At 59.5% G+C, this 20,914-nt stretch carries 19 protein-coding genes and 1 riboswitch; of the genes, 8 read left to right on the top strand and 11 right to left on the bottom strand.

Translation table 11 applies throughout. From position 1 onward, the window contains the following. Positions 1 to 51 precede the first annotated feature (51 nt). The 6 genes from ilvN to OKC43_RS20420 all read right to left on the bottom strand — a co-directional run bounded on the left by ilvN (position 52) and on the right by OKC43_RS20420 (position 5,201). Positions 52 to 546 (bottom strand): acetolactate synthase small subunit, encoded by a 495-nt coding sequence (ilvN, locus tag OKC43_RS20445; protein WP_005311605.1) that lies wholly within the window; start codon positions 544 to 546, stop codon positions 52 to 54. Continuing rightward, entirely contained in the window at positions 546 to 2,264 is a 1,719-nt protein-coding gene (locus tag OKC43_RS20440) for an acetolactate synthase 3 large subunit (protein WP_064338750.1), read from the bottom strand. Before OKC43_RS20440 ends, ilvN begins: the two co-directional genes overlap by 1 nt. A gap of 390 nt (positions 2,265 to 2,654) precedes the next feature. Beyond that, entirely contained in the window at positions 2,655 to 2,807 is a 153-nt protein-coding gene (locus tag OKC43_RS20435; RefSeq protein ID WP_005339147.1) for a hypothetical protein, read from the bottom strand. Between the two features lie 37 nt (positions 2,808 to 2,844). Then, a complete protein-coding gene (locus tag OKC43_RS20430; protein WP_005349173.1) occupies positions 2,845 to 3,954 on the bottom strand; it encodes an MJ1255/VC2487 family glycosyltransferase in 1,110 nt (369 codons plus the stop codon). Further along, a complete protein-coding gene (locus OKC43_RS20425; RefSeq protein ID WP_005339149.1) occupies positions 3,951 to 4,454 on the bottom strand; it encodes a phosphatase PAP2 family protein in 504 nt (167 codons plus the stop codon). The genes OKC43_RS20430 and OKC43_RS20425 overlap by 4 nt, the downstream gene beginning before the upstream one ends. 126 nt (positions 4,455 to 4,580) lie before the next feature. Further along, positions 4,581 to 5,201: a TetR/AcrR family transcriptional regulator gene (locus tag OKC43_RS20420; protein ID WP_005349170.1), complete on the bottom strand. Its 621-nt coding sequence runs from the start codon at positions 5,199 to 5,201 to the stop codon at positions 4,581 to 4,583. 408 nt (positions 5,202 to 5,609) lie between these two features. On the opposite strand from OKC43_RS20420, the gene leuA reads away from it, so the two are divergent. The 5 genes from leuA (at position 5,610) to OKC43_RS20395 (ending at position 11,480) form a co-directional block, all read left to right on the top strand. After that, positions 5,610 to 7,172, top strand: coding sequence for a 2-isopropylmalate synthase (gene leuA / locus OKC43_RS20415; protein WP_005341192.1), 1,563 nt, complete (start codon positions 5,610 to 5,612; stop codon positions 7,170 to 7,172). A gap of 132 nt (positions 7,173 to 7,304) precedes the next feature. After that, positions 7,305 to 8,390, top strand: a complete 1,086-nt coding sequence (gene leuB / locus OKC43_RS20410; protein WP_236271641.1) for a 3-isopropylmalate dehydrogenase — start codon at positions 7,305 to 7,307, stop codon at positions 8,388 to 8,390. A gap of 33 nt (positions 8,391 to 8,423) precedes the next feature. Further along, entirely contained in the window at positions 8,424 to 9,821 is a 1,398-nt protein-coding gene (leuC, locus tag OKC43_RS20405) for a 3-isopropylmalate dehydratase large subunit (protein WP_236271640.1), read from the top strand. A gap of 12 nt (positions 9,822 to 9,833) precedes the next feature. Beyond that, complete coding sequence (gene leuD, locus OKC43_RS20400) at positions 9,834 to 10,433, top strand: 3-isopropylmalate dehydratase small subunit (RefSeq protein WP_236271639.1); 600 nt, start codon at positions 9,834 to 9,836, stop codon at positions 10,431 to 10,433. A 117-nt stretch (positions 10,434 to 10,550) separates the two neighbouring features. After that, the gene (locus OKC43_RS20395) at positions 10,551 to 11,480 is read left to right on the top strand and encodes a transglutaminase domain-containing protein (RefSeq protein WP_236271715.1); all 930 of its coding nucleotides are present in this window, start codon (positions 10,551 to 10,553) and stop codon (positions 11,478 to 11,480) included. A 30-nt stretch (positions 11,481 to 11,510) separates the two neighbouring features. Here OKC43_RS20395 and OKC43_RS20390 read toward each other — a convergent pair whose 3' ends face one another. Further along, the gene (locus OKC43_RS20390; RefSeq protein ID WP_236271638.1) at positions 11,511 to 11,801 is read right to left on the bottom strand and encodes a PilZ domain-containing protein; all 291 of its coding nucleotides are present in this window, start codon (positions 11,799 to 11,801) and stop codon (positions 11,511 to 11,513) included. A gap of 89 nt (positions 11,802 to 11,890) precedes the next feature. Further along, positions 11,891 to 11,981, top strand: a riboswitch (TPP riboswitch). Positions 11,982 to 12,041: 60 nt separating this feature from the next. Between OKC43_RS20390 and thiB the strand changes: the two genes are divergently transcribed. The 3 genes from thiB to thiQ all read left to right on the top strand — a co-directional run bounded on the left by thiB (position 12,042) and on the right by thiQ (position 15,418). After that, a complete protein-coding gene (gene thiB, locus OKC43_RS20385) occupies positions 12,042 to 13,022 on the top strand; it encodes a thiamine ABC transporter substrate binding subunit (protein ID WP_236271637.1) in 981 nt (326 codons plus the stop codon). After that, the gene (gene thiP / locus OKC43_RS20380; protein ID WP_236271636.1) at positions 13,019 to 14,641 is read left to right on the top strand and encodes a thiamine/thiamine pyrophosphate ABC transporter permease; all 1,623 of its coding nucleotides are present in this window, start codon (positions 13,019 to 13,021) and stop codon (positions 14,639 to 14,641) included. The genes thiB and thiP overlap by 4 nt, the downstream gene beginning before the upstream one ends. A gap of 81 nt (positions 14,642 to 14,722) precedes the next feature. Continuing rightward, positions 14,723 to 15,418: a thiamine ABC transporter ATP-binding protein gene (gene thiQ / locus OKC43_RS20375; RefSeq protein ID WP_201902675.1), complete on the top strand. Its 696-nt coding sequence runs from the start codon at positions 14,723 to 14,725 to the stop codon at positions 15,416 to 15,418. 82 nt (positions 15,419 to 15,500) lie between these two features. On the opposite strand, the gene OKC43_RS20370 is transcribed toward thiQ, so the two are convergent. The 4 genes from OKC43_RS20370 to OKC43_RS20355 all read right to left on the bottom strand — a co-directional run bounded on the left by OKC43_RS20370 (position 15,501) and on the right by OKC43_RS20355 (position 20,597). Continuing rightward, positions 15,501 to 16,871, bottom strand: coding sequence for a PhoH family protein (locus OKC43_RS20370; RefSeq protein ID WP_005358170.1), 1,371 nt, complete (start codon positions 16,869 to 16,871; stop codon positions 15,501 to 15,503). A 220-nt stretch (positions 16,872 to 17,091) separates the two neighbouring features. Then, complete coding sequence (locus OKC43_RS20365) at positions 17,092 to 17,775, bottom strand: TSCPD domain-containing protein (RefSeq protein ID WP_270660582.1); 684 nt, start codon at positions 17,773 to 17,775, stop codon at positions 17,092 to 17,094. Between the two features lie 10 nt (positions 17,776 to 17,785). After that, positions 17,786 to 19,933 carry an adenosylcobalamin-dependent ribonucleoside-diphosphate reductase gene (locus tag OKC43_RS20360; protein ID WP_236271634.1) on the bottom strand — a complete coding sequence of 716 codons (2,148 nt, stop codon included), beginning with the start codon at positions 19,931 to 19,933 and terminating at the stop codon, positions 17,786 to 17,788. 211 nt (positions 19,934 to 20,144) lie between these two features. Further along, on the bottom strand, positions 20,145 to 20,597 hold the full coding sequence (locus OKC43_RS20355) for a pullulanase (protein WP_123173750.1): 453 nt from the start codon (positions 20,595 to 20,597) through the stop codon (positions 20,145 to 20,147). Positions 20,598 to 20,914: the final 317 nt, after the last annotated feature.

Raw genomic sequence — 20,914 nt, 5'->3', positions numbered from 1 at the left:
TTTACTTTCACTCTGCGGCAGCTGACGCGTCATCAGCTGTCCCGCCAGCCATCAGGGCCGCAGCGCCTTGTCTGCCCGCGAGATACCGCAGACGCCGGAGCGCACCACTTCGATGATCTCGTTGGTCTGGGCGGCAGTCTTGATAAAGGCATCCAGCTTCTCGCTGGTACCCACCAGCTGTACCGTGTACTGCTCCGGGGTGACGTCGACGATCTGGCCACGGAAGATATCCGCCAGCCGTTTCAGCTCGTCACGGGCTCCACCGGCGGCGCGCGCCTTGACCAGCGCAATCTCCCGCTCGATATGCTCCCCTTCGCTCAAGTCGCACACCTTGAGCACATCCACCAGCTTGTGCAGTTGCTTCTGGATCTGTTCCAGTACCCGCTCGTCACCCATGGTGACTATGGTCATGCGTGACAGGGTGGGATCCTCAGTGGGCGCCACCGTCAGGGTCTCGATGTTGTAGCCGCGCTGGGAGAAGAGGCCCACCACCCGGCTCAGGGCGCCAGATTCGTTCTCCAGCAGAACGGAAATTATATGTCTCATCAGGTTCTCTCCGTCTTGCTCAGCCACATCTCGTCCATGGCACCAAACTTGATCTGCATCGGATAGACGTGCTCATCCGGGTCGACCGAGATATCCATGAACACCAGCCGATCCTTCATAGCGAAGGCTTTCTCCATGGCGCTCTCCAGCTCGGCCGGATCGCTCACCGCGATACCGACGTGGCCGTAGGCTTCCGCCAGTTTGACGAAGTCTGGCAGGGACTCCATGTAGGAGTGGCTGTGACGACCGCCGTAGAACATCTTCTGCCACTGCTTGACCATGCCCAGCGCACGGTTGTTGATGGAGATGATCTTGATGGGCACTCCGTACTGCATGCAGGTGGAGAGCTCCTGAATGTTCATCTGCACCGAGCCATCGCCGGTGACGCAGCAGACCACCGAATCAGGGTTGGCAAACTGGGCCCCCATGGCGGCCGGAATGCCGAAGCCCATAGTGCCGAGGCCCCCTGAGTTGATCCACTGGCGCGGTTTGGCAAACGGGTAGTAGAGGGCAGCAAACATCTGGTGCTGGCCCACGTCGGAGGCAACGAACGCCTGACCCTGAGTCACTTTGTAGAGGGTCTCGATCACCTGCTGTGGCTTGATCTGGGTAGCCGACTTTTCGTAGGCCAGACAATGACGGGAGCGCCACTGGTTAATCTGGCTCCACCAGTCCGCCAGCGCCTCCTTGTCGTTATCGAAGCCACACTCGCGGATCACTTCCAGCATCTGCTCCAGCACGGTTTCCACCGAGCCGACGATGGGCACATGGGCCTGCACCGTTTTGGAGATGGAGGTGGGGTCGATATCGATATGAACCACGGTCGCATTGGGGCAGAACTTGGCCACGTTGTTGGTGACGCGGTCATCGAAGCGGGCACCGACGGCGAAGATGAGATCCGCGTTGTGCATGGTTTTGTTGGCTTCGAAGGTGCCGTGCATCCCCAGCATGCCGATAAATTGCGGATGAACACCGGAGAAGGCCCCCAGCCCCATCAGGGTGGTGGTCACCGGCAGATTCAGCAGCTCCGCCAGTTTGGTCACCAGATGATCCGCATTGGCGTTGATGGCGCCACCGCCCACGTACATCACCGGGCGCTGGGCTTCTACCAGCAGCTTGGCTGCCCGCTTGATCTGCCCTTTATGGCCAGACTTGGTCGGGTTGTAGGAGCGCAGGGAGACCGTCTCGGGATACTGGTAGGGGAATTTTTCTTTCGGGTTCTGCACATCTTTGGGCAGATCCACCACCACCGGCCCCGGGCGGCCGCTGGCGGCAATGTAGTAGGCCTTCTTGATGGCCTCAGGGATATCGCTCGCCTTCTTGCACAGGAAGCTGTGCTTCACCACCGGGCGGGAGATACCGATCATGTCGGTCTCCTGGAACGCATCCTCACCGATCATGCTGGTCGGCACCTGGCCGGAGAGGATCACCAGCGGAATGGAATCCATATAGGCGGTGGCAATACCGGTAATGCAGTTGGTCGCTCCCGGGCCCGACGTTACCAGCACAGTCCCCACCTTGCCGGTGGAACGGGCGTAACCGTCAGCCATGTGAACCGCGGCTTGCTCGTGCCGCACCAAGACATGCTCCATCTTGCCGTTTTCGAAGAGAGCGTCATAGATGTCGAGCACTGAGCCACCAGGGTAGCCGAAGACGTGCTCAACTCCCTGATCTTCCAGCGCTCTAACCACCATCTGGGCGCCTGATAACATCTCCATGATAAAGCCCTCCAGGCTTTGCTCCGTTTAGCGAATCCCGCCGACGATGCCGTGCTTCCCGGCACGGCCCGATCCGTTTCTTGTTGTTATCTGAATGCAGATCGGCCCAATTCAGCCCCGTCGACAGTAGAAAAAAAGGATTTTTCCGTCATTCACCCGAAAATAGGGTGAAAAACCAACTTAACCCGCTTCATAACGCTTGTCCACGGCTTTATCTGACCAGAACAGTCATACATTTCAACCGGCTATTAACATTCAATGACTTGCCGTAGCGACCATGAGACAAAAGGGAAGGAAGTCGGGGAATGGCCAGCGGATCATTCCGCAGAGGGGAAAAACAGCCACAAAAAAGCCCACCACTCAGCGATGGGCTTGATGCCGAATGATGACTCAGTTCTCCTGATCCGGCTCCGCCAACCAGATCTGCTGATCCGGATCGGTCTCTTCACTGACCGAGATGCTGACACCCATATCGAGCAGCTCGTGCAGGGTGAGATTGTCAGCCAGGTTCATGACTTCGCCGTTTTCATTGGTAAAGCGCATTTGCTCCGTCCTCTCCTTGGTGGGATCGCCTTTCAGTCTAGTCAACAACGCTCACTTGCGATAACCAGCAACTGGATAAACAGTCGCCCCCATCCAGCTCGCTCAGGCGATCACTCACCTCCTCCGGAAACAGGGTGCGCGCCCAGAGCCGCCGTGACAGAGAGGCCACGCTCTCGTCGGCTCCCGCCGCCAGCCAGCGGGCCAGCTCCCCCGCTACATCGGGGTAGCAAACCGCCCCCGGCGAGGCGCTGTCGAGCCAGGTGCGCACCAGATTGGCATCGAGCACATCCATCAAGGTCGCCAGCCCCATCATCTCCAGAGTCTTGCCATTGGTCAGCTGCTCGAACTGGCCGCCGAGGGGCTTGACCAGCAGCTTCTTGCCGAGGGTGAGCGCCTCGGAAGCCAGCTCGAAACCCGCGTTGGATATAACGCCGCGACAACCGGCCAACACGGCGATAAACCCGTGCCGCGACGGTGGCTCGAAGCGCAGGTTGCGCCATTGGCTGGGGGTGCGAATGGCGGGGTGAAAGCAAACAAAGCGCTGCTGACCAAAGCGCGACAACAGGGCGGCGATCGCCTCGGTCTGCTCGAACGGCAGATAGACCAGGATCTCGCCGTTATCCGGTGCGGCGGCAATGGGGTCGATCACCGGTGGCAACAAAGGGTGACCGAAGTGAAACCAGTGCAGCCCGAGCGGCTGATCCACAGGAGCAAAGTGGCGCATCAGCTGGCGGCTGACCCCATCCTCCCCCCAGCGCGGTATGGGCCAGTTGAAGCTGGCCTGATGACTGACGGTGAGGCTCGGCTTGCCATAGCGGCGGGCGGCGTGGGCGGTCAGCGGCTCAAAATCGCTCACCACCAGATCGTATTCGCTGCAATCGAGAGACCGCAGATCCCGCCAGAAGGTGAGCGGCGAGGCGGCTTGCAGGGTACGCCACGGAGAAACTCGCCCCTCGTGACTGACAAAAGTGAGGCCGGGAAAGGCGCGGTAGGCGCCGAACTCCTCCATGTCGAAGTAGCGGTCGGCAGGGCGGCCGCTGAAGAGATAATCCACCTCGACCCCTGCCGTGCGCAGCGCCCGCGCCAGGGTGCGACTGCGACTGATATGACCGTTGCCGGTGCCTTGCACCCCAAACAGTATCCTCATGAGTGGCTCCAGCCGAGCGCCAGCACGGCGCAACCGCCACCCAGCAGGGCACCGGCAACCAGATCGCTCAGATAGTGTACCCCGAGCAGCAGCCGGGATGCTCCCACCAGCGCCGCCCAACCAAACAGCAGGGGTGCCCAGAGCGGAAAGCCGGTGGCCAGTATGGTGGCCATCAGAAAAGCGGCGGCGGTGTGGCCGGAGGGGAGGCTGTAACGATCGGAGGGGGTGATAAAGACCGGCAAGCCGACCGGCCGTTGCCGTTTCAGGCTGTTTTTCAGCAGCAGATAGAGGGGCAGTTCGATGGCAAAGGCAAGCAGCGCCAGTCGCACCAGTTCCCGCTCTGCCTCCCCCTGCCACCAGAGCAGGGCGGCCAGCACAGCGTAAAGCGGGCCATCGCCGGTGCGGGAAATGAGACGACTCACCCTCGCCTGCTGCCGGTTGTAGCCGTGAAGCAGGCAGACCCGGCACACCTGCAGGTCCCATTGCTGGATCTTGTTCATATCCCCTCCTTCCCTGAATTCTGCTTGCAGAGTAAGAAAGCGGGATGACGTTACGTTGAACAAGGGATAACAGATTTATGAAAAAAGGGCCGAATGGCCCTTTTTAATCTCGATGTTGCGGCAAAATCAGTGGCTGCCGCGCAGGCCGGTCTCCATCAGACGGCAATTGTGGTCCGCCAGACGGGCCATGAAGTGCTCATCCACTTTCAGGCCAAACACCTGCTCGTAGAGATCTTTCATCACGAACGGCTGCCACATCATGCTGAGGAAGGAGATCTTCAGCATGTCGGGATCCAGGTTGTCACCCAGCTCGCCGTTGGACTTCATGGTTTCCAGCAGGGCATCGAACTGCGGCAGCTGGCGTTCCAGCAGGCGGTTCAGCACAAAATCCCGGCCCGGGCTCTTCTCGGTCGACAATGCGCTGGAGATGGCCGAGGTCAGCTCGCTGTTGGGCGCCATCACCTGATAGTAGGTGTTGAGCAGCTCGTTGAGGCTGTGATTGCTGTGTTCATCTTGCCAGGCATGGTCGAGGGGCTCGGCGACATCGCCCAGCACCGCTTTGTAAAGACCCTCTTTACTGCCGAAGTAGTAGTGGATCATTGCCAGATTGGAGCCAGCAAGCTCCGCGATTTCGCGTGTAGTCACCTTGCTATAGGGAGTATTGAGAAAACGCTCACGGGCGGCAGCAAGCAACTTGTCACGAATGTCAGAACGTCCGACCGGACGACCAGGTCTACGTTTTTCCATTTAACACCTCAGATAATTCAGCCAATGCTGATAAGTCGATCTGGTTGTGCAGAGAATAGAGCACAGCAGGAATGACCAGATAATCGGTCATGGGCCGAATATGGGACAAGGAAATTTGCAATCCTTTACAATCCGATTAAATACGTCAGCAGATTGCCCCTGACCTTCCGTGTTGACACAGCATAAAAATCTCGATATTGGTAAAAGCGTTATCGACTGGAAGGAATAACAACGTCATGCGTATCGCCAGCCCGCTACTACTAATCTCCCTAATCGCGTTAACTCGCGCGGGATCCTTGTAGCCGGGCTAAGGCATAGCCGGAATTTACAAAAACCCGTGCACCCTGCACGGGTTTTTTTATGCCGCCGCAGGATGCACGTTACCGAACTTAGGAAGAGGGAAGTCACATGTCAGATCGGGTCATCATATTCGACACCACCTTGCGTGATGGTGAGCAGGCCCTGGCGGCCAGTTTGACAGTCAAGGAGAAGCTGCAGATCGCCCAGGCACTGGAGCGGCTCGGTGTCGACGTCATGGAGGTGGGCTTCCCGGTCTCCTCTCCCGGCGATTTTCAATCGGTGCAGACCATAGCCCGCCACATCAAAAACAGCCGGGTCTGCGCCCTCGCCCGCGCCCTGCCCAAGGATATCGACGCCGCCGGCGAAGCCTTGCGGGTCGCCGAGGCGTTTCGCATCCACACCTTTATCTCCACCTCCTCCATCCACGTGGAGAGCAAGCTGAAAAAGAGCTTCGAGGATGTGCTGGAGATGGGGGTCGGCGCCATCAAGCACGCCCTGCGCTACACCGATGATGTGGAGTTCTCCTGCGAGGATGCGGGCCGCACGCCGATAGACAACCTGTGCCGCATGGTGGAAGCCGCCATCAAGGCCGGCGCCCGCACCATCAATATCCCCGATACCGTGGGCTACACGGTGCCGACCGAGTTCTCCGGCATCATCCACACCCTGTTCAACCGGGTCCCCAACATCGACAAGGCGATCATCTCGGTCCACTGCCATGATGATCTGGGGCTCTCGGTGGCCAACTCCATCGGCGCGGTGCAGATGGGGGCCCGCCAGATCGAGTGCACCATCAACGGCATCGGCGAACGGGCGGGCAACTGCTCGCTGGAAGAGGTGGCGATGATCCTCAAAACCCGCGCCGACCTGCTCGGGGTGCAAACCAATATCCGCCACAACGAAATTCATCGCACCAGCACCCTCGTCAGCCAGCTGTGCAACATGCCGGTGCAGCCCAACAAGGCGATCGTCGGGGCCAACGCTTTCTCCCATAGCTCCGGCATCCATCAGGATGGGGTGCTCAAGGCGAAAAATACCTACGAAATCATCACTCCCGAGAGCATCGGCCTGACCCAGAACAACCTCAACATGACCTCCCGCTCCGGCCGCCACGTCATCAAGCACCGGATGGAGTCCATGGGCTACGCCGAGAGCAGCTACGACCTCGACCACCTCTACGGCAAGTTCCTGACCCTGGCCGACAAGAAGGGGCAGGTGTTCGACTACGACCTCGAAGCGCTGGCCTTCTTCAGCCAGATCCACGAAGAGCCCGAGCACTTCAAGCTGGAGTACCTCGGGGTCCAGAGCGGCAGCTCGGTACTGGCCACCGCCTCGGTCAAATTGAAAGTGGGGCAGGATCTGATCTGCGAAGCGGCCACTGGCAATGGCCCGGTGGATGCGGTCTACCAGTGCATCAACCGCATCACCGGCTATGAGATCCGCATCGACAAATATGCCCTCAAGAGCAAGGGCGAAGGGGAAGATGCCCTCGGTCAGGTCGATATCGTCGCCGAGTACAAGGGGCGCAAATTCCACGGCATGGGGCTGGCCACCGACATCATCGAATCCTCGGCCCATGCCCTGCTCCATGTGATCAACAGCATCTGGCGCGCCGATCAGGTAGCCGAGCAGATGGAACGCAATAACAGCATCAAATCAGAAACCGTCTGAGCAGGACTCGCAGCCACACAGACGGCATGGAATGACAACATCGGGACGGGGAACGTCTGAACCGGTAACCGCGCGCAGCGTCGGGGAAACCGGACAGAGGGATCTCAAAGACAATATCAGGATGGAGAGTGTATGAGCAGTTATCGGATCGCAGTATTGCCGGGTGACGGCATTGGCCCGGAAGTGATGGCCGAAGCCGTCAAGGTGCTGGAAAAGGTGCAGGCCAAATTCGGCCTTGCCTTCGAATATGATCGCCACGATGTAGGCGGCATCGCCATCGACAACCACGGCACCCCGCTGCCGCAAAGCACCATCGCGGGTTGTGAAGCGGCCGATGCCGTGCTGTTTGGCTCGGTGGGCGGCCCGAAATGGGAACATCTGCCCCCCAACGATCAGCCGGAACGTGGCGCCCTGCTGCCCCTGCGTGCCCACTTCAAACTGTTCTGCAACCTGCGCCCGGCCCGCATCTACACCGGTCTGGAACAGTTCTCCCCGCTGCGTGCCGACATCTCCGATCGCGGATTTGACATCGCCTGTGTGCGCGAGCTGACCGGTGGCATCTACTTCGGCCAGCCCAAGGGGCGCGAGGGAGAAGGGGCGAACGAAAAGGCGTTCGACACCGAGGTGTACCATCGCTTCGAGATTGAGCGCATCGCCAAGATTGCGTTCGAATCGGCTCGCGTGCGCCGTGGCAAGGTCACCTCCATCGACAAGGCCAACGTGCTCGCCTCTTCCATTCTGTGGCGCGAGGTGGTGACGCAAGTCGCCAAGTCCTATCCGGACGTAACCCTCAACCATATGTACATCGATAACGCGACCATGCAGCTCATCAAGGATCCGTCCCAGTTCGATGTGCTGCTCTGCTCCAACCTGTTCGGTGACATCCTCTCCGACGAGTGCGCCATGATCACCGGCTCCATGGGACTGCTCCCCTCCGCCAGCCTCAACGAATCGGGTTTCGGCCTGTTCGAACCGGCCGGTGGTTCGGCCCCGGATATCGCCGGCAAAGGGATTGCCAACCCCATCGCCCAGATCCTCTCCGCCGCCCTGATGCTGCGTTACAGCTTAGGGATGGAGGCTGCCGCCCAGGCCATTGAGCAGGCCGTGGCCCAGACCCTGGCCGAGGGTTACTTCACCGCCGACCTGCATCAGGCCAGCGCCCGCCATCCGGTGCAGAGCACGTCCGAGATGGGTAGCCAGATCGCCGCCCGGATCTGAGCCGCATAACAGAGAACAAGGAAGAGAGAAGCAATGGCCAAGACCCTCTATCAGAAAGTATTCGACGCCCACGTGGTACGGGAAGTGGAAGGGGAGACCCCCCTCATCTACATCGACCGCCATCTGGTACATGAAGTGACCAGCCCGCAGGCATTTGACGGCCTGCGCGCCATGAACCGCCAGCTGCGCCGCCCAGACCTGACCTGGGCCACCATGGATCACAACGTCTCCACCACCACCAAGGACATCGCCGCCTCCGGCGAGATGGCTCGCATCCAGATGGAGACGCTGGCGGACAACTGCAAAGAGTTCGGGGTTCGCCTCTACGATCTCAACCACAAATATCAGGGGATCGTCCATGTGATGGGCCCCGAGCTCGGCATCACCCTGCCCGGCACCACCATCGTCTGCGGCGACTCCCACACCGCCACTCACGGCGCCTTTGGCTCGCTGGCGTTCGGCATCGGCACTTCCGAAGTGGAACATGTGATGGCCACCCAGACCCTGAAACAGGGCCGCGCCAAGACCATGCGCATTTCGGTCAACGGCAAGCTGGCCGAGGGGATCAGCGCCAAGGACGTGGTGTTGGCCATCATAGGTAAGGTCGGCCACGCCGGTGGTACTGGCTACGTGGTGGAGTTCGCTGGCGAAGCCATCGAAGGGCTCACCATGGAAGGGCGGATGACAGTGTGCAACATGGCCATCGAGCTCGGCGCCAAGGCGGGGATGATTGCCCCCGACCAGACCACCATCGACTACATCCGTGGCAAGGAGTTTGCCCCCAAGGGCGAGGCGCTGGAGCAGGCTATCGCCTACTGGCAGAGCCTCAAGAGCGACGCCGATGCCAAGTTTGATGCTGAAGTGGTGCTGGACGCCGCCGACATCGCCCCGCAGGTCACCTGGGGTACCAACCCGGGGCAGGTGATTGCCGTCAATGACCCCATTCCGGCGCCGGAATCCTTCAGCGATCTGATGGAGCAGCAGTCCGCCCGCAAAGCGCTCGCCTACATGGACTTGCAGCCAGGCCAGAAACTCTCCGATGTCGCCATCGACAAAGTGTTCATCGGCTCGTGCACCAACAGCCGCATCGAGGATCTGCGCGCCGCAGCCGCTATCGCCCGCGGTCGCAAAGTCGCGGCCGGGGTGCAGGCGCTGGTGGTGCCGGGCTCCGAACAGGTGAAGGCACAGGCCGAAGCTGAGGGCTTGGACAAGATCTTCATCGAAGCGGGCTTTGAGTGGCGCCTGCCCGGCTGCTCCATGTGTCTGGCCATGAACAACGACCGGCTGCAACCGGGGGAGCGCTGCGCCTCCACCAGCAACCGCAACTTCGAAGGGCGTCAGGGCCGCGCCGGCCGCACCCATCTGGTGAGCCCGGCCATGGCCGCTGCCGCCGCCGTCACCGGCCGCTTCGCCGACATTCGCGCACTGTAAGAGGAAACAGCGATGACAGGATTCAAACAGCATAAAGGGATCGTCGTCCCCCTCGACAGCGCCAACGTCGACACCGACGCCATCATTCCCAAACAGTTTTTGCAGAAGGTAAACCGCATCGGTTTTGGCAAGCACCTGTTCCACGACTGGCGCTTTCTGGACGATGCCGGCCAGCAGCCCAACCTCGAGTTCGTGCTCAACCAACCGCAATTCGCCGGTGCCAGCATCCTGCTGGCTCGCGAGAACTTCGGCTGCGGGTCTAGTCGCGAGCACGCCCCCTGGGCGCTGGCCGACTACGGCTTCAAGACCATCATAGCGCCGAGCTTTGCCGATATTTTCTACGGCAACGCCATCAACAATGGCATGGTGCCGGTGCGCCTGAAGGAGGAGGAGGTTGACGCCCTGTTCCAGCTGGTCGCCGCCAAGCCGGGCATTGAGATCGAGGTGGATCTGGAAGCCAATCAGGTGCGCGCAGGTGAGCTCAGCTTCGGTTTCGAGATCGACGAGTTCCGCCGTTACTGCCTGCTCAACGGCTTGGATGCCATCGGCCTGACCCTGCAGCACGAGGCCGCCATCAGCGCCTTTGAGGCGAAGCAGCCGAGCTGGATTTAACGCGCCAGTTGCAAAAAAACGAGTAGAATCAACAGGGAGCTTCGGCTCCCTGTTTTACTGTCCGCGACGCTTCCCACTTTGGGCCACCGGAACTGGCCCGTGCCACAGGAAAGGATGATGAAGAGACCGACGGCAATTCCTCTGCTCTGTGCCCTGCTGCTTGCCCTGCCTGCGGGGGCCAGCCAAACCAGCTTCAACAACAGCCTCGGCCAGATCAGCGTCGGCTGGCATGATAGCGAAGGCAAACCCCAACAGCTCACCTACCGGCTCGAACAGGGCAAGTTGCCGCCCCTTATCGCCTATCGCCCGGCGAGAATGCAGGAGGAGGTGTTGCAGGTGTTGCTGCGGGAGGTGCGCCAGAACTACCCCGAGGTGCAGTTCACCCTCGCCCGTCCCTCGCTGGAGCTGCATCTGAAAAGCCGCAATCAGGACAAGGCGCGCGAGGCGATGGCCTTTCTGCAGTCCAAACGGAGCAAAGAGGAGCAGGCGTGGCTGACCAAACACTACTTCCAGTACTTCAACACCCCAGACGGGCAGCTGGCGGTGAAGCAAGATCATGTGCGCATCGCGCTGGAGAGTCGCAGCGGGCTGGCTCCACTGGCGGATCAACTCAAACAGCAGGGCAGCACCGAAACAGAAGCTCGCCAGAAAACCGTGGCCCATATGCTCACCTTTATCCAGAGCATCCCCTATCAGCAGCTCGATAGCCTGAACGGCAGGCAGGGCAAGGGATTTCTATCTCCCCGTCAGGTGCTGGAGCAGAACCGGGGTGATTGCGACAGCAAGGTAACCCTGATGGCCGCCATGCTGGCTCAGCTCTTTCCCGAGCTGAAACAGGCCATGGTGTTCGTCCCCGGCCATGCTCTGCTGGCCGTTGACCTGCCCGCCAAGCCGGGGGATGTGACCCTCAACTGGCAGGGGCAGAACTACCTGCTGCTCGAACCTACCGGCCCCGCCACCTTGCCTGCGGGCCAAATAGCATCGACCAGCAAAACGCTGGTCGATAGCAAGCAGTTGAGTGTGCAGCCGGTTCAGGAGAAAGGCTAATCCCCTCCCTCTGCCGATGGGGAGAGAGGATTAGCCCTTAGGCAGAAACTCTACCGCCAGCAGCAACCCGCTCTCCTCCTCCAGCACCCGGATAATACGGGCATGGGCTTCAAAGGGGGGCAACAGGTTGTTGTTGGTGGCAAGACTGATCCGGATGGGCTGATTGATGTCGAGCTGGTGTTCAGAGACCGCAATCCCCATGCCGTTGGCACTGAGATCCCGGCAGATCCCCTCCAGCACCAGCTGCTGCTGATAGACGGTGACCGGAGCATTGATGACCATGCGCGCAAAGGCACGCCTTTCCTTGGTATTGGTAAGCACGCGAACATCCTCTGTTGGGTGGGCGTCATCTCATGGGTATTGCACAATTGTGCTGGTCTACCCAAAAGAACGTTAATACAATGCGGTTCGTTTCTCAAACGGGGTGCGGTTTACCGCTGAGATTATACCCGTGTACCTGATCCAGATAATGCTGGCGGAGGAATTTGAGGCATGGCGCTCATTTTTTGCGCCCTCACCCGCTGGCACCTCGTTATTAACAAGTAATAGGGAGTGCCACCCATGAAGACCCTGCTGCTGGTCACCACCGGCCTGCTGTCGGCCAATGTGTTCGCCGCCGACACCCTCACCGTCTACACCTACAGCTCTTTCACTGCCGAGTGGGGTCCGGGGCCCAAGATCAAACAGGCCTTCGAGAAAGAGTGCGACTGCACCCTCAATCTGGTTCCCCTCGAAGATGGGGTCGCCATCCTCAACCGGCTGCGGCTGGAGGGCAACCACAGCAAGGCCGATCTGGTGCTGGGGCTCGACGATGCCCTCATCAGCGAAGCCAAGCAGAGCGGTCTGTTCGCCCCCCATCCCGCCAAGCTGGATGGCATCAAGGTGCCGGGTGGCTGGCAGGATGACACCTTCGTCCCCTACGACTACGGCTACTTCGCCTTCGTCTATGACAAAGACAAACTCAAGCAGCCGCCCAAGAGCCTGAAAGAGCTGGTGGAGCGTCCCGACCTCAAAGTGATCTATCAGGATCCCCGCACCTCCACCCCGGGGCAGGGGTTGATGCTGTGGATGAAGTCTGTCTACGGCGACAAGGCGCCTGCCGCCTGGGGCGAGCTTGCCAAAAAGACGGTTACCGTCACCAAGGGGTGGTCAGAGGCTTATGGCATGTTCCTCGATGGCGAAGCGGACATGGTGCTCTCCTACACCACCTCTCCGGCCTATCACCTGATTGCCGAGAGCAAGCCCCAGTATCAGGCTGCGGCATTTGAAGAGGGGCACTACCGTCAGGTAGAAGTGGCCGCCAAGCTGAAGAGCGCCAAACAGGAGAAGCTGGCTGACCAGTTCCTGCAATTTATGGTGAGCCCCGCCTTCCAGAACGAGATCCCGACTGGCAACTGGATGTATCCCGTTATCGACACGCCGCTGCCCAAGGGCTTCGAGCAGATGATCACCGTAGCCAAGCCGCTCGCCTTCAGCAGCGATGAGGTGGCCGCCAATCGCAAAGGGTGGATCCGCGAGTGGCTGCAAGCCGTCACCCAGTGAACCGTTATCTGAAACCACAAGCTCGTCCCCTCTGGTGGTTGCCGGGCAGTGCCGCCACCCTGTTGATCCTGCTGTTATCCCTCGGGCCGCTCGCGGCCCTGCTGTGGCAGGCCGGTTCGCTGGCACCCCGCACCCTGCTCGCAGATCCTTATCTGCGCCATGTGCTGGGCTTCAGTCTGGGGCAGGCACTGCTCTCCACCCTGCTCAGTCTCGGGCTGGCCATTCCGGTGGCCCGCGCGCTGGCGCGGCGGCGATTCCTTGGCCGAACCCTGCTGATCAAGCTATTTGGTCTCTCGCTGGTACTTCCGGTCATCATCGCCATCTTCGGTATTGTGGCGGTACACGGCAAACAGGGGTGGCTGCCGCAACTGTTGCGCTCATTGGGGCTGGATCCCGGCAATTATCTCTACGGCCTGTTCGGTATCCTGCTGGCCCACGTCTTCTTCAATATGCCGCTGGCGGCACGCCTGATGCTGCAGAGCATAGAGAGCATCCCCGAATCGAGCTGGCGCCTTGCCAGCCAGCTCGGCATGCGCTCATCCCACATCTTCCGGCTGCTGGAGTGGCCGCTTATTCGCGGCATATTGCCGGGGCTGGCCAGCCTCATCTTCATGCTCTGCTTCACCAGCTTCACCACAGTGCTGGCGCTGGGGGGCGGCCCGAAATCGACCACCCTGGAGGTGGCCGTCTATCAGGCGCTGCGCTTTGACTTCGATCTCGCCACCGCGGGCGGATTGGCGCTGGTGCAGCTGATCCTGACCGCCGCCCTGCTCGCCCTGCAGCACAAGCTGCAGAGCACCCCAGCCAGCAGGGTGACACCCCGTCGCCCCTGCCTGCGGCCGGACCGTCATCAGCCGGGCACGGCGGTGGTGGATCTGCTCTCGCTCGGCATCGGGCTCGCCATCTTTCTGCCACCGTTGCTTGCCATCGTGGTGGCAGGCCTTCAACCCGGCCTGCTGATGGCGCTCACCTCCAGCAAGCTGTGGCAGGCGAGCGGCCAGTCGCTGCTGATTGCACTGGCGGCAGGCACCCTGGCGACCCTGCTCGGCAGCGGCCTGCTGCTCACCATCCGTCACCTCAAGGTGCGCACCCGCCAGCGGCGGGCTGCCGCCCTGTGGGAGGCCAGCGGCTCGGTGATCCTGATGATCCCGGCGGTGGTGCTCTCTACCGGCCTGTTCATCCTGTTTATGCCCTTTGCCGATGTATTCGCCCTCGGCTCCTGGCTGGTGGTACTGGTCAACGCCCTGATGGCGCTGCCCTATGTGCTGCGTACCCTCTCCGCCCCCATGCAGCTGGTGGTACGCCAATACGATCGGCTGGCCGACAGCCTCGGGGTGCGCGGCCTGCATCGCCTGCGACTGGTGGAGTGGCCGCTGCTGCGCCGCCCGCTGGCACTGGCGATGGCGCTGTCGATGATCCTCTCGCTGGGGGATCTCGGCGCCATCGCCATGTTTGGCAGTCAGGAGCTCACCACCCTGCCCTGGCTGCTCTACCAACAGCTTGGCAGCTATCGATTGACCGAGGCAGCCGCCACCGCTCTGCTGCTGCTGACGCTCTGTTTCTCCCTGTTCTGGCTGGTGGAGCGGGGGCTTGGAGGAAAAAATGGCGAGCAACATTGAGATACTAAACGCCTTGCGCCCCTGTGCCAGCGTTTCTGCGGCTGCTCCGGCTGATGGAACGAACCCTTTGAGGAGGAAAACATGCTGAACATTGATACGCTGGTGACCAGCTACCCCGACTGGCGCGTCAGCTTCAGCGCGACCCTGCCCAAGGGAGAGATCACCGCACTGATCGGCCCAAGTGGCGCAGGTAAATCGACCCTGCTCGGGATGATCGCCGGCTTCGTGCCGGTGGAGTCGGGCCGCCTCAGCTTCGATGGCGAAGATCTGCTGCCGCTGGGCCCCGCCGAGCGACCAGTCACCACCCTGTTTCAGGATCACAACCTGTTCCTCCACCTGTCGGTGTTCGACAACATCGCTATCGGCCTACACCCGGGTCTACGCCTGAGTGCCGCCCAGCGGGCACAGGTGATCGATGCAGCCGCACGGGTTGGTCTTGGCGAGATGCTAAGCCGCCTGCCTGAACAGCTCTCCGGCGGCCAGCAGCAGCGGGTCGGGCTGGCCCGGGCGCTGGTGCGCGGCAAACCGCTGCTGCTGCTGGATGAGCCCTTCTCTGCCCTCGATCCCGCCCTACGCCGGGAGATGCTGGCCGAAGTGGCGCGCCTCGCCTGCGAACAGGGCATTACCGTGTTGATGGTTTCCCACAATCCGGAGGATGCCCAGCTTATCGCCGATCAGGTGCTGTTTGTCGACGAGGGGCGCATCGCCCTGCAAGGCAAACCGGATATTCTGCAAAACAGCAACCACCCGGGGCTGCTGCGCTACCTTGGACAGTGACCCAAGGACACTGAACTGGTGACGGGATCAAAAAAGGGAAGCCAAGTGGCTTCCCTTTCTCATATGAAGATAGTCAGCTAAATCAGAGATTTTCCTCGGCGAACGAAGCCAGTCGGCTGCGCACCACGCCATTGAGGAAGATGTTGGCACTGCCGTCAAAATCCTTGAAACGCTCGACGATGTAGGTGAGACCCGAGGTCACAGGGCTCAGATAGTTGGAGTCGATCTGGGCCAAGTTACCGGAGCAGACGATCTTGGTACCCTCGCCGCAGCGGGTGATGATGGTCTTGATCTGGGAAGCGGTCAGGTTCTGGCACTCATCCAGCAGTACGAAGGTGTTCTGGATGCTGCGCCCACGCATGAAGTTGACCGATTTGAACTGGATGTTGGCCTTCTCCATGATGTAGCTGAGCGAGCCGCTCATGTTCTCGTCCTGCTTGTGCAGCACCTCCAGGGTGTCAGTCACCGCCGCCAGCCAGGGCATCATCTTCTCCTCTTCGGTGCCGGGCAGGAAGCCGATGCTCTCAGCAATTTCCGGGGTATTCCGGGTGACGATCACCTTCTCGTAAATGCCCTTCTCAATCACCAACTCCAGCGCAGCAGCCATGGCCAGCAAGGTTTTGCCGCAACCCGCCGGGCCGGTCAGGATCACCAGATCGATGTGCGGATCGAGCAGGGCATCCAACGCCATCCCCTGATAGACATTCTTGGGATGCACACCCCACGCCTTGCGGGACATCAGCCGCTCGCGGCCCAGATCCTTGATGCGGATCTTGTTGCCATCGTGGCTGAGTACCCGGGCGGCGAAGAAATTCTCTTCATCCACCAGATACTGGTTTACGTGAACCCCTTCCAGCAGATTGGCATCGATCACATGGATGGTGTCGCGGCCATGGGTCTCGCTCTCGCACTCGCCAACCCGCTCCCAAAAGCTGCCGGGCACAACCTGAAAGCCTTTAGCCAGCAGGCGGATATCGTCGATCAGCTGGTCGCTACGGTAATCTTCAACGTGAGCAAGCCCGGCCCCCTTGGCCTTGAGGCGCATGTTGATGTCTTTGGTGACCAGCACCACCTGACGCTTCAACTCGTGCTTTTGCAGATAGAGGGCCGCGTTGATGATGCGGTTGTCGGCCTCCTTGTCGGTAAACACCTCGGCATCCTGCGGCAGATGGTGATCGCTGAAGATGCAGATATTGCCGCTCGCTTCGCCAGCCAGCGGCACGCCCTGGGTGATCTGATCCGGGGTTGCATCGCGGAACACATCTTCCAGCGCACGAATGGCCACCCGCGCGTCGCGGCTGACATCCTTGTTGCGATCCTTGATGTTATCGAGCTCTTCCAGCACCGTCATGGGGATGAGCACGTCGTGCTCTTTGAAGGAGTAGATAGCGAGGGGTTCGTGAAGCAAAACGTTGGTATCCAGGATAAACAGCTTTCGGTCCGTATTGTCCATAAGCATCCTCCTTGGCACTGAAGGGCCACGTGTGTGAATCTCAGATGTCATTGAAACCACACGGCCGTGACAGTTTTATTACCCTCAACGCTACGCCCGATTTTACTATCGCGCAACAAATCACTTGGCCGCCTGATTTGATTGCGCATAAAAACAGCAATACAAAGACCGGCACTGTGGCCGGTCTTTTTTCTATCGTTCAACTACTTGGGCATGTCTGTCAGCCGCACTTGGAGTCGCCACAGTTGAGGCAGGTCATGCAGCCATCCTTCAGCACCAGCGCCTTGGTGTGGCACTTGTAGCAGAGCGCGGCATTGGCCGGAAAACCTCTGCTCGCCTGCTGCTCTTCAGCCTCCTGAGCGGCTTTCAACTCGGCCTGCTTCTCGGCCAGAAATGCCTGCTGATGCTCGTCCAACCCCGGCGCCTTGAGCATGCCGATCTCGGTGAGATGGCTCTCGATCACGTTGCCAATTTCGGCGATCAGCGATGGTACATACTTGCCCTTGTTCCAGTAGCCGCCCTTGGGATCGAATACGGAACGCAGCTCCTCCACCAGGAAGGTGACATCCCCCCCCTTGCGGAATACCGCCGAGATGATGCGGGTTAGCGCCACGATCCACTGATAGTGCTCCAGGCTCTTTGAGTTAATGAAGATCTCGAACGGACGGCGAGTTTCGTGAACCGTACCCTCGTTGAGAATGATGTCGTTGATGGTGATGAACAGCGAGTGCTCGGAGACATGCTCCGGCGTCTTCAACTTGTAGGTGGTGCCCATCAGCCGCTCCGGGCGCAGCACGGTTTCGTGCATATGCACTACGTCATCCTGCACAGAGAGATCTTCTTGCGGCTCATCCTTGGTACGCACCTTGTAGGAGACGATTTTCTTGTCGATCTTCTTGACCATAATGTCGTTCTCAGAATTTACCGTAATAGCCTTCTTTCAAGGCGTCGTAGAGGTTGGCGGCCGTGTGCAGCTCGCCATCGTATTCGATCTCTTCGTTCCCCTTGACGGAGATGACGGAGCCATCCTCCAGGGTGAAATCGTACAGGGTGTTCTCCAGATCCTTCTCCTTCACCAGCACGCCCTGGAAGGCCTCCGGATTGAAGCGGAAGGTGGTGCAGCCCTTGAGGCCAGAGTCCGAGGCATACATGTAGATGTCCTTGAACTGCTCGAACGGGAAATCGGTTGGCACGTTGGCAGTCTTGGAGATGGAGGAGTCAATCCAGCGCTGGGCCGCCGCCTGAATGTCCACATGCTGCGCCGGGCTGATGTCATCGGCAGTAATGAAATAGTCCGGCAGACGGCTCGCCTCATCATCGGCATAGGGCATGGCGGCCGGATTCACCAGCTCGCGGTAGGCCAGCAGCTCGAAGGAGTAGACATCGACGCTCTCCTTGCTCTTCTTGCCCGGCTTGATGACGTTGCGGCTGTAGTGGTGGGCAAAGCTCGGCTCGATGCCGTTGCTGGCGTTGTTGGCCAGAGACAGCGAGATGGTGCCGGTCGGCGCGATACTACTGTGATGGGTGAAACGCCCACCCACTTCGGCCAGCTCGGCAACCAGCGCAGGATCCACTTCGGCAACCTGCTGCATGTAGCGGCTGTAGCGCGCATGCAGCACCTTGCCCTTCACCTTGTCGCCCACCTTGATGCCATCAGCCGCCATTTCCGGGCGCAGACGCAGCATCTTGCCGGTCACTTCGTACTCCTGCTCCATGATGGGGGCTGGGCCCTTCTCCTTGGCAAGACGCAGGGACTCCTGCCAGCCGGTCATCGCCAGCTCCTGGGATACCTGCTCGGTAAAGGCTACGGATGCCGCAGAGCCGTACTTGATCTGCAGCATGGTGAGGGTCGAACCAAGACCCAGGAAACCCATGCCATGCCGGCGCTTGGCTGTGATCTCCTCGCGCTGTTTGGCCAGTGGCAGTTGGTTGATCTCAACCACGTTGTCGAGCATGCGAGTAAAGATGGCCACCACCTTGCGAAACGCCTGCCAATCGAATGCCGCGTTTTCAGTAAAAGGGTCGCGCACAAACTTGGTCAGATTGACCGAGCCCAGCAGACAGGCACCGTAGGGCGGCAACGGCTGCTCACCACAGGGGTTGGTCGCGCGGATCTCTTCACAGAACCAGTTGTTGTTCATCTGGTTGACCTTGTCGATCAGGATGAAGCCGGGCTCTGCATAGTCATAGGTGGAGGTCATGATGACATTCCACAGCTTGCGGGCGGGCATGGTCTTGTAGACCTTGCAGGCGACCTGCCCCAACTCGTTGAATACAACCCCTTCCTTGTTGGGCCAGTCGGCCCATAGCACCTGAGCGGGATCGTCCAGCGCAATGCCATCCTGCTCCACCTCTTTGGCGGTATAGGGGAAGATCAGCGACCAGGGCGCATCCTCTTTCACCGCCTTGACGAAATCTTCGGTGATGAGCAGGGAGAGGTTGAACTGACGCAGGCGGCCATCTTCACGCTTGGCCTGAATAAACTCGATCACATCGGGATGGCGGATATCCATGGTGCCCATCTGGGCGCCGCGACGGCCACCGGCTGACGAGACGGTGAAACACATCTTGTCATAGATATCCATAAAGGAGAGCGGGCCGGAAGTGTAGGCACCGGCACCGGAGACAAAGGCACCGCGCGGGCGCAGGGTCGAGAAGTCATAGCCGATACCGCACCCGGCTTTCAGGGTCAGACCGGCCTCGTGCACCTTGCCAAGGATATCGTCCATCGAATCTTCGATGGTACCGGAAACAGTACAGTTGATGGTTGAAGTGGCAGGCTTGTGCTCAAACGCCCCGGCGTTGGAGGTGATGCGGCCCGCCGGAATGGCCCCATTGCGCAACGCCCACAGGAACGGCTCATACCAGGCCTCCGGTTCCAGCTCCTGCTCTGCCAACGCACGGGCTACCCGCTGGTAAGTCTCATCGATAGAGCTGTCGATGGGAGTGCCATCCTTGCTCTTGAGGCGATACTTGCTATCCCAGATCTCGAGGGACGTTTCCTGCATGGGGATAAGGCGGGAGCCAAGCTCACTCTCCAGCACCGGGTTCGATTTAGCCATTTTCAATCAACCTTATGTGAATGCATCAACATCATGACAACAGCAGAAAACACAACTAATGGTGCCATCTAAAATTAATGGCACAACATATAGTACACCTGATGCCATGAGGGCGCCGATTCTAACCTAAAAAAATGCCCCGGCCAGCAGATTTCTGGGCCAGGGCACTTAACTGATTAATTTGCTGAGATATTTAACACTCAGAGATAGATCAGGGCTTCTTGACGTAAACGGTCGGTGTTTCACCCGCCATATTCAGATAGAACTCGTAGACGCCATCAGCATCTGGTGAGAACTTCATGTCCTCATACTTGGAGCATGGGTTGACCGGCACCGCCTCACCACCCAACACGGCAACACCATCACTCGGGCTCTTATAGCCAAAGTTGGTACCGCAGCTCCAGCCTGAATCAGCAAACTTGAACTTGTAGGGGGCCCACTCTTTCTTGAGGGTGCCTTTGGCCATATAGAGCTTGTCGGCCACCTTGACTACCTTGCTTTCATCAGTCGCCATCCAGTCGTTCATCTCCCCGCGCAGGTAGATGGACTTACCACCGAAGTCGCTGTTGTCTGCCGCAGCCTGCTCTGCACCACCATTGGATGCGCAACCGCCTAATACCAGGGTTCCCGCCGCCAGCATCATCGTTACTGTTCTTTTGAACATGGGTCTATTCCTTAAATTATTGTGATTCCTTGGTCCATCCATGTGGACTGAAGAATTAAACCAGAGTAGGTATCACAAGAAAGGTAGAGGCATCACATTCTGTGTTTTTTATATCCAACCCATTGAACCAATGAGTAAATATCAAACAGAAAAAAGAGCCTCTTTTGAGGCATCATGGGAATTTCAGTGAATTACAAGAAGATGGAAGGCTAATAGTCAAGCGATTTACTAAATTTCAGCCAATAAAAAACCCCGCTCGATGAGCGGGGTTTCTTGTATTGGGTGCCTGGCAGTGTCCTACTCTCGCATGGCGAATG

Origin of the sequence: Aeromonas sp. Y289-2 (assembly GCF_027705925.1) — a bacterium.
GTDB classification, from domain to species: Bacteria; Pseudomonadota; Gammaproteobacteria; order Enterobacterales; family Aeromonadaceae; genus Aeromonas; species Aeromonas veronii.
Note: the sequence above shows the minus strand (reverse complement) of the source record. Positions and strands in the feature narration are given on the sequence as shown.

Excerpts from the sequence above, each read along its gene's own strand:
- ilvN (WP_005311605.1), bottom strand. The coding sequence starts at position 546 with ATGAGACATATAATTTCCGTTCTGCTGGAGAACGAATCTGGCGCCCTG.
- OKC43_RS20440 (WP_064338750.1), bottom strand. The coding sequence starts at position 2,264 with ATGGAGATGTTATCAGGCGCCCAGATGGTGGTTAGAGCGCTGGAAGAT.
- OKC43_RS20435 (WP_005339147.1), bottom strand. The coding sequence starts at position 2,807 with ATGCGCTTTACCAATGAAAACGGCGAAGTCATGAACCTGGCTGACAAT.
- OKC43_RS20430 (WP_005349173.1), bottom strand. The coding sequence starts at position 3,954 with ATGAGGATACTGTTTGGGGTGCAAGGCACCGGCAACGGTCATATCAGT.
- OKC43_RS20425 (WP_005339149.1), bottom strand. The coding sequence starts at position 4,454 with ATGAACAAGATCCAGCAATGGGACCTGCAGGTGTGCCGGGTCTGCCTG.
- OKC43_RS20420 (WP_005349170.1), bottom strand. The coding sequence starts at position 5,201 with ATGGAAAAACGTAGACCTGGTCGTCCGGTCGGACGTTCTGACATTCGT.
- leuA (WP_005341192.1), top strand. The coding sequence starts at position 5,610 with ATGTCAGATCGGGTCATCATATTCGACACCACCTTGCGTGATGGTGAG.
- leuB (WP_236271641.1), top strand. The coding sequence starts at position 7,305 with ATGAGCAGTTATCGGATCGCAGTATTGCCGGGTGACGGCATTGGCCCG.
- leuC (WP_236271640.1), top strand. The coding sequence starts at position 8,424 with ATGGCCAAGACCCTCTATCAGAAAGTATTCGACGCCCACGTGGTACGG.
- leuD (WP_236271639.1), top strand. The coding sequence starts at position 9,834 with ATGACAGGATTCAAACAGCATAAAGGGATCGTCGTCCCCCTCGACAGC.
- OKC43_RS20395 (WP_236271715.1), top strand. The coding sequence starts at position 10,551 with ATGAAGAGACCGACGGCAATTCCTCTGCTCTGTGCCCTGCTGCTTGCC.
- thiB (WP_236271637.1), top strand. The coding sequence starts at position 12,042 with ATGAAGACCCTGCTGCTGGTCACCACCGGCCTGCTGTCGGCCAATGTG.
- thiQ (WP_201902675.1), top strand. The coding sequence starts at position 14,723 with ATGCTGAACATTGATACGCTGGTGACCAGCTACCCCGACTGGCGCGTC.
- OKC43_RS20370 (WP_005358170.1), bottom strand. The coding sequence starts at position 16,871 with ATGGACAATACGGACCGAAAGCTGTTTATCCTGGATACCAACGTTTTG.
- OKC43_RS20365 (WP_270660582.1), bottom strand. The coding sequence starts at position 17,775 with ATGGTCAAGAAGATCGACAAGAAAATCGTCTCCTACAAGGTGCGTACC.
- OKC43_RS20360 (WP_236271634.1), bottom strand. The coding sequence starts at position 19,933 with ATGGCTAAATCGAACCCGGTGCTGGAGAGTGAGCTTGGCTCCCGCCTT.
- OKC43_RS20355 (WP_123173750.1), bottom strand. The coding sequence starts at position 20,597 with ATGTTCAAAAGAACAGTAACGATGATGCTGGCGGCGGGAACCCTGGTA.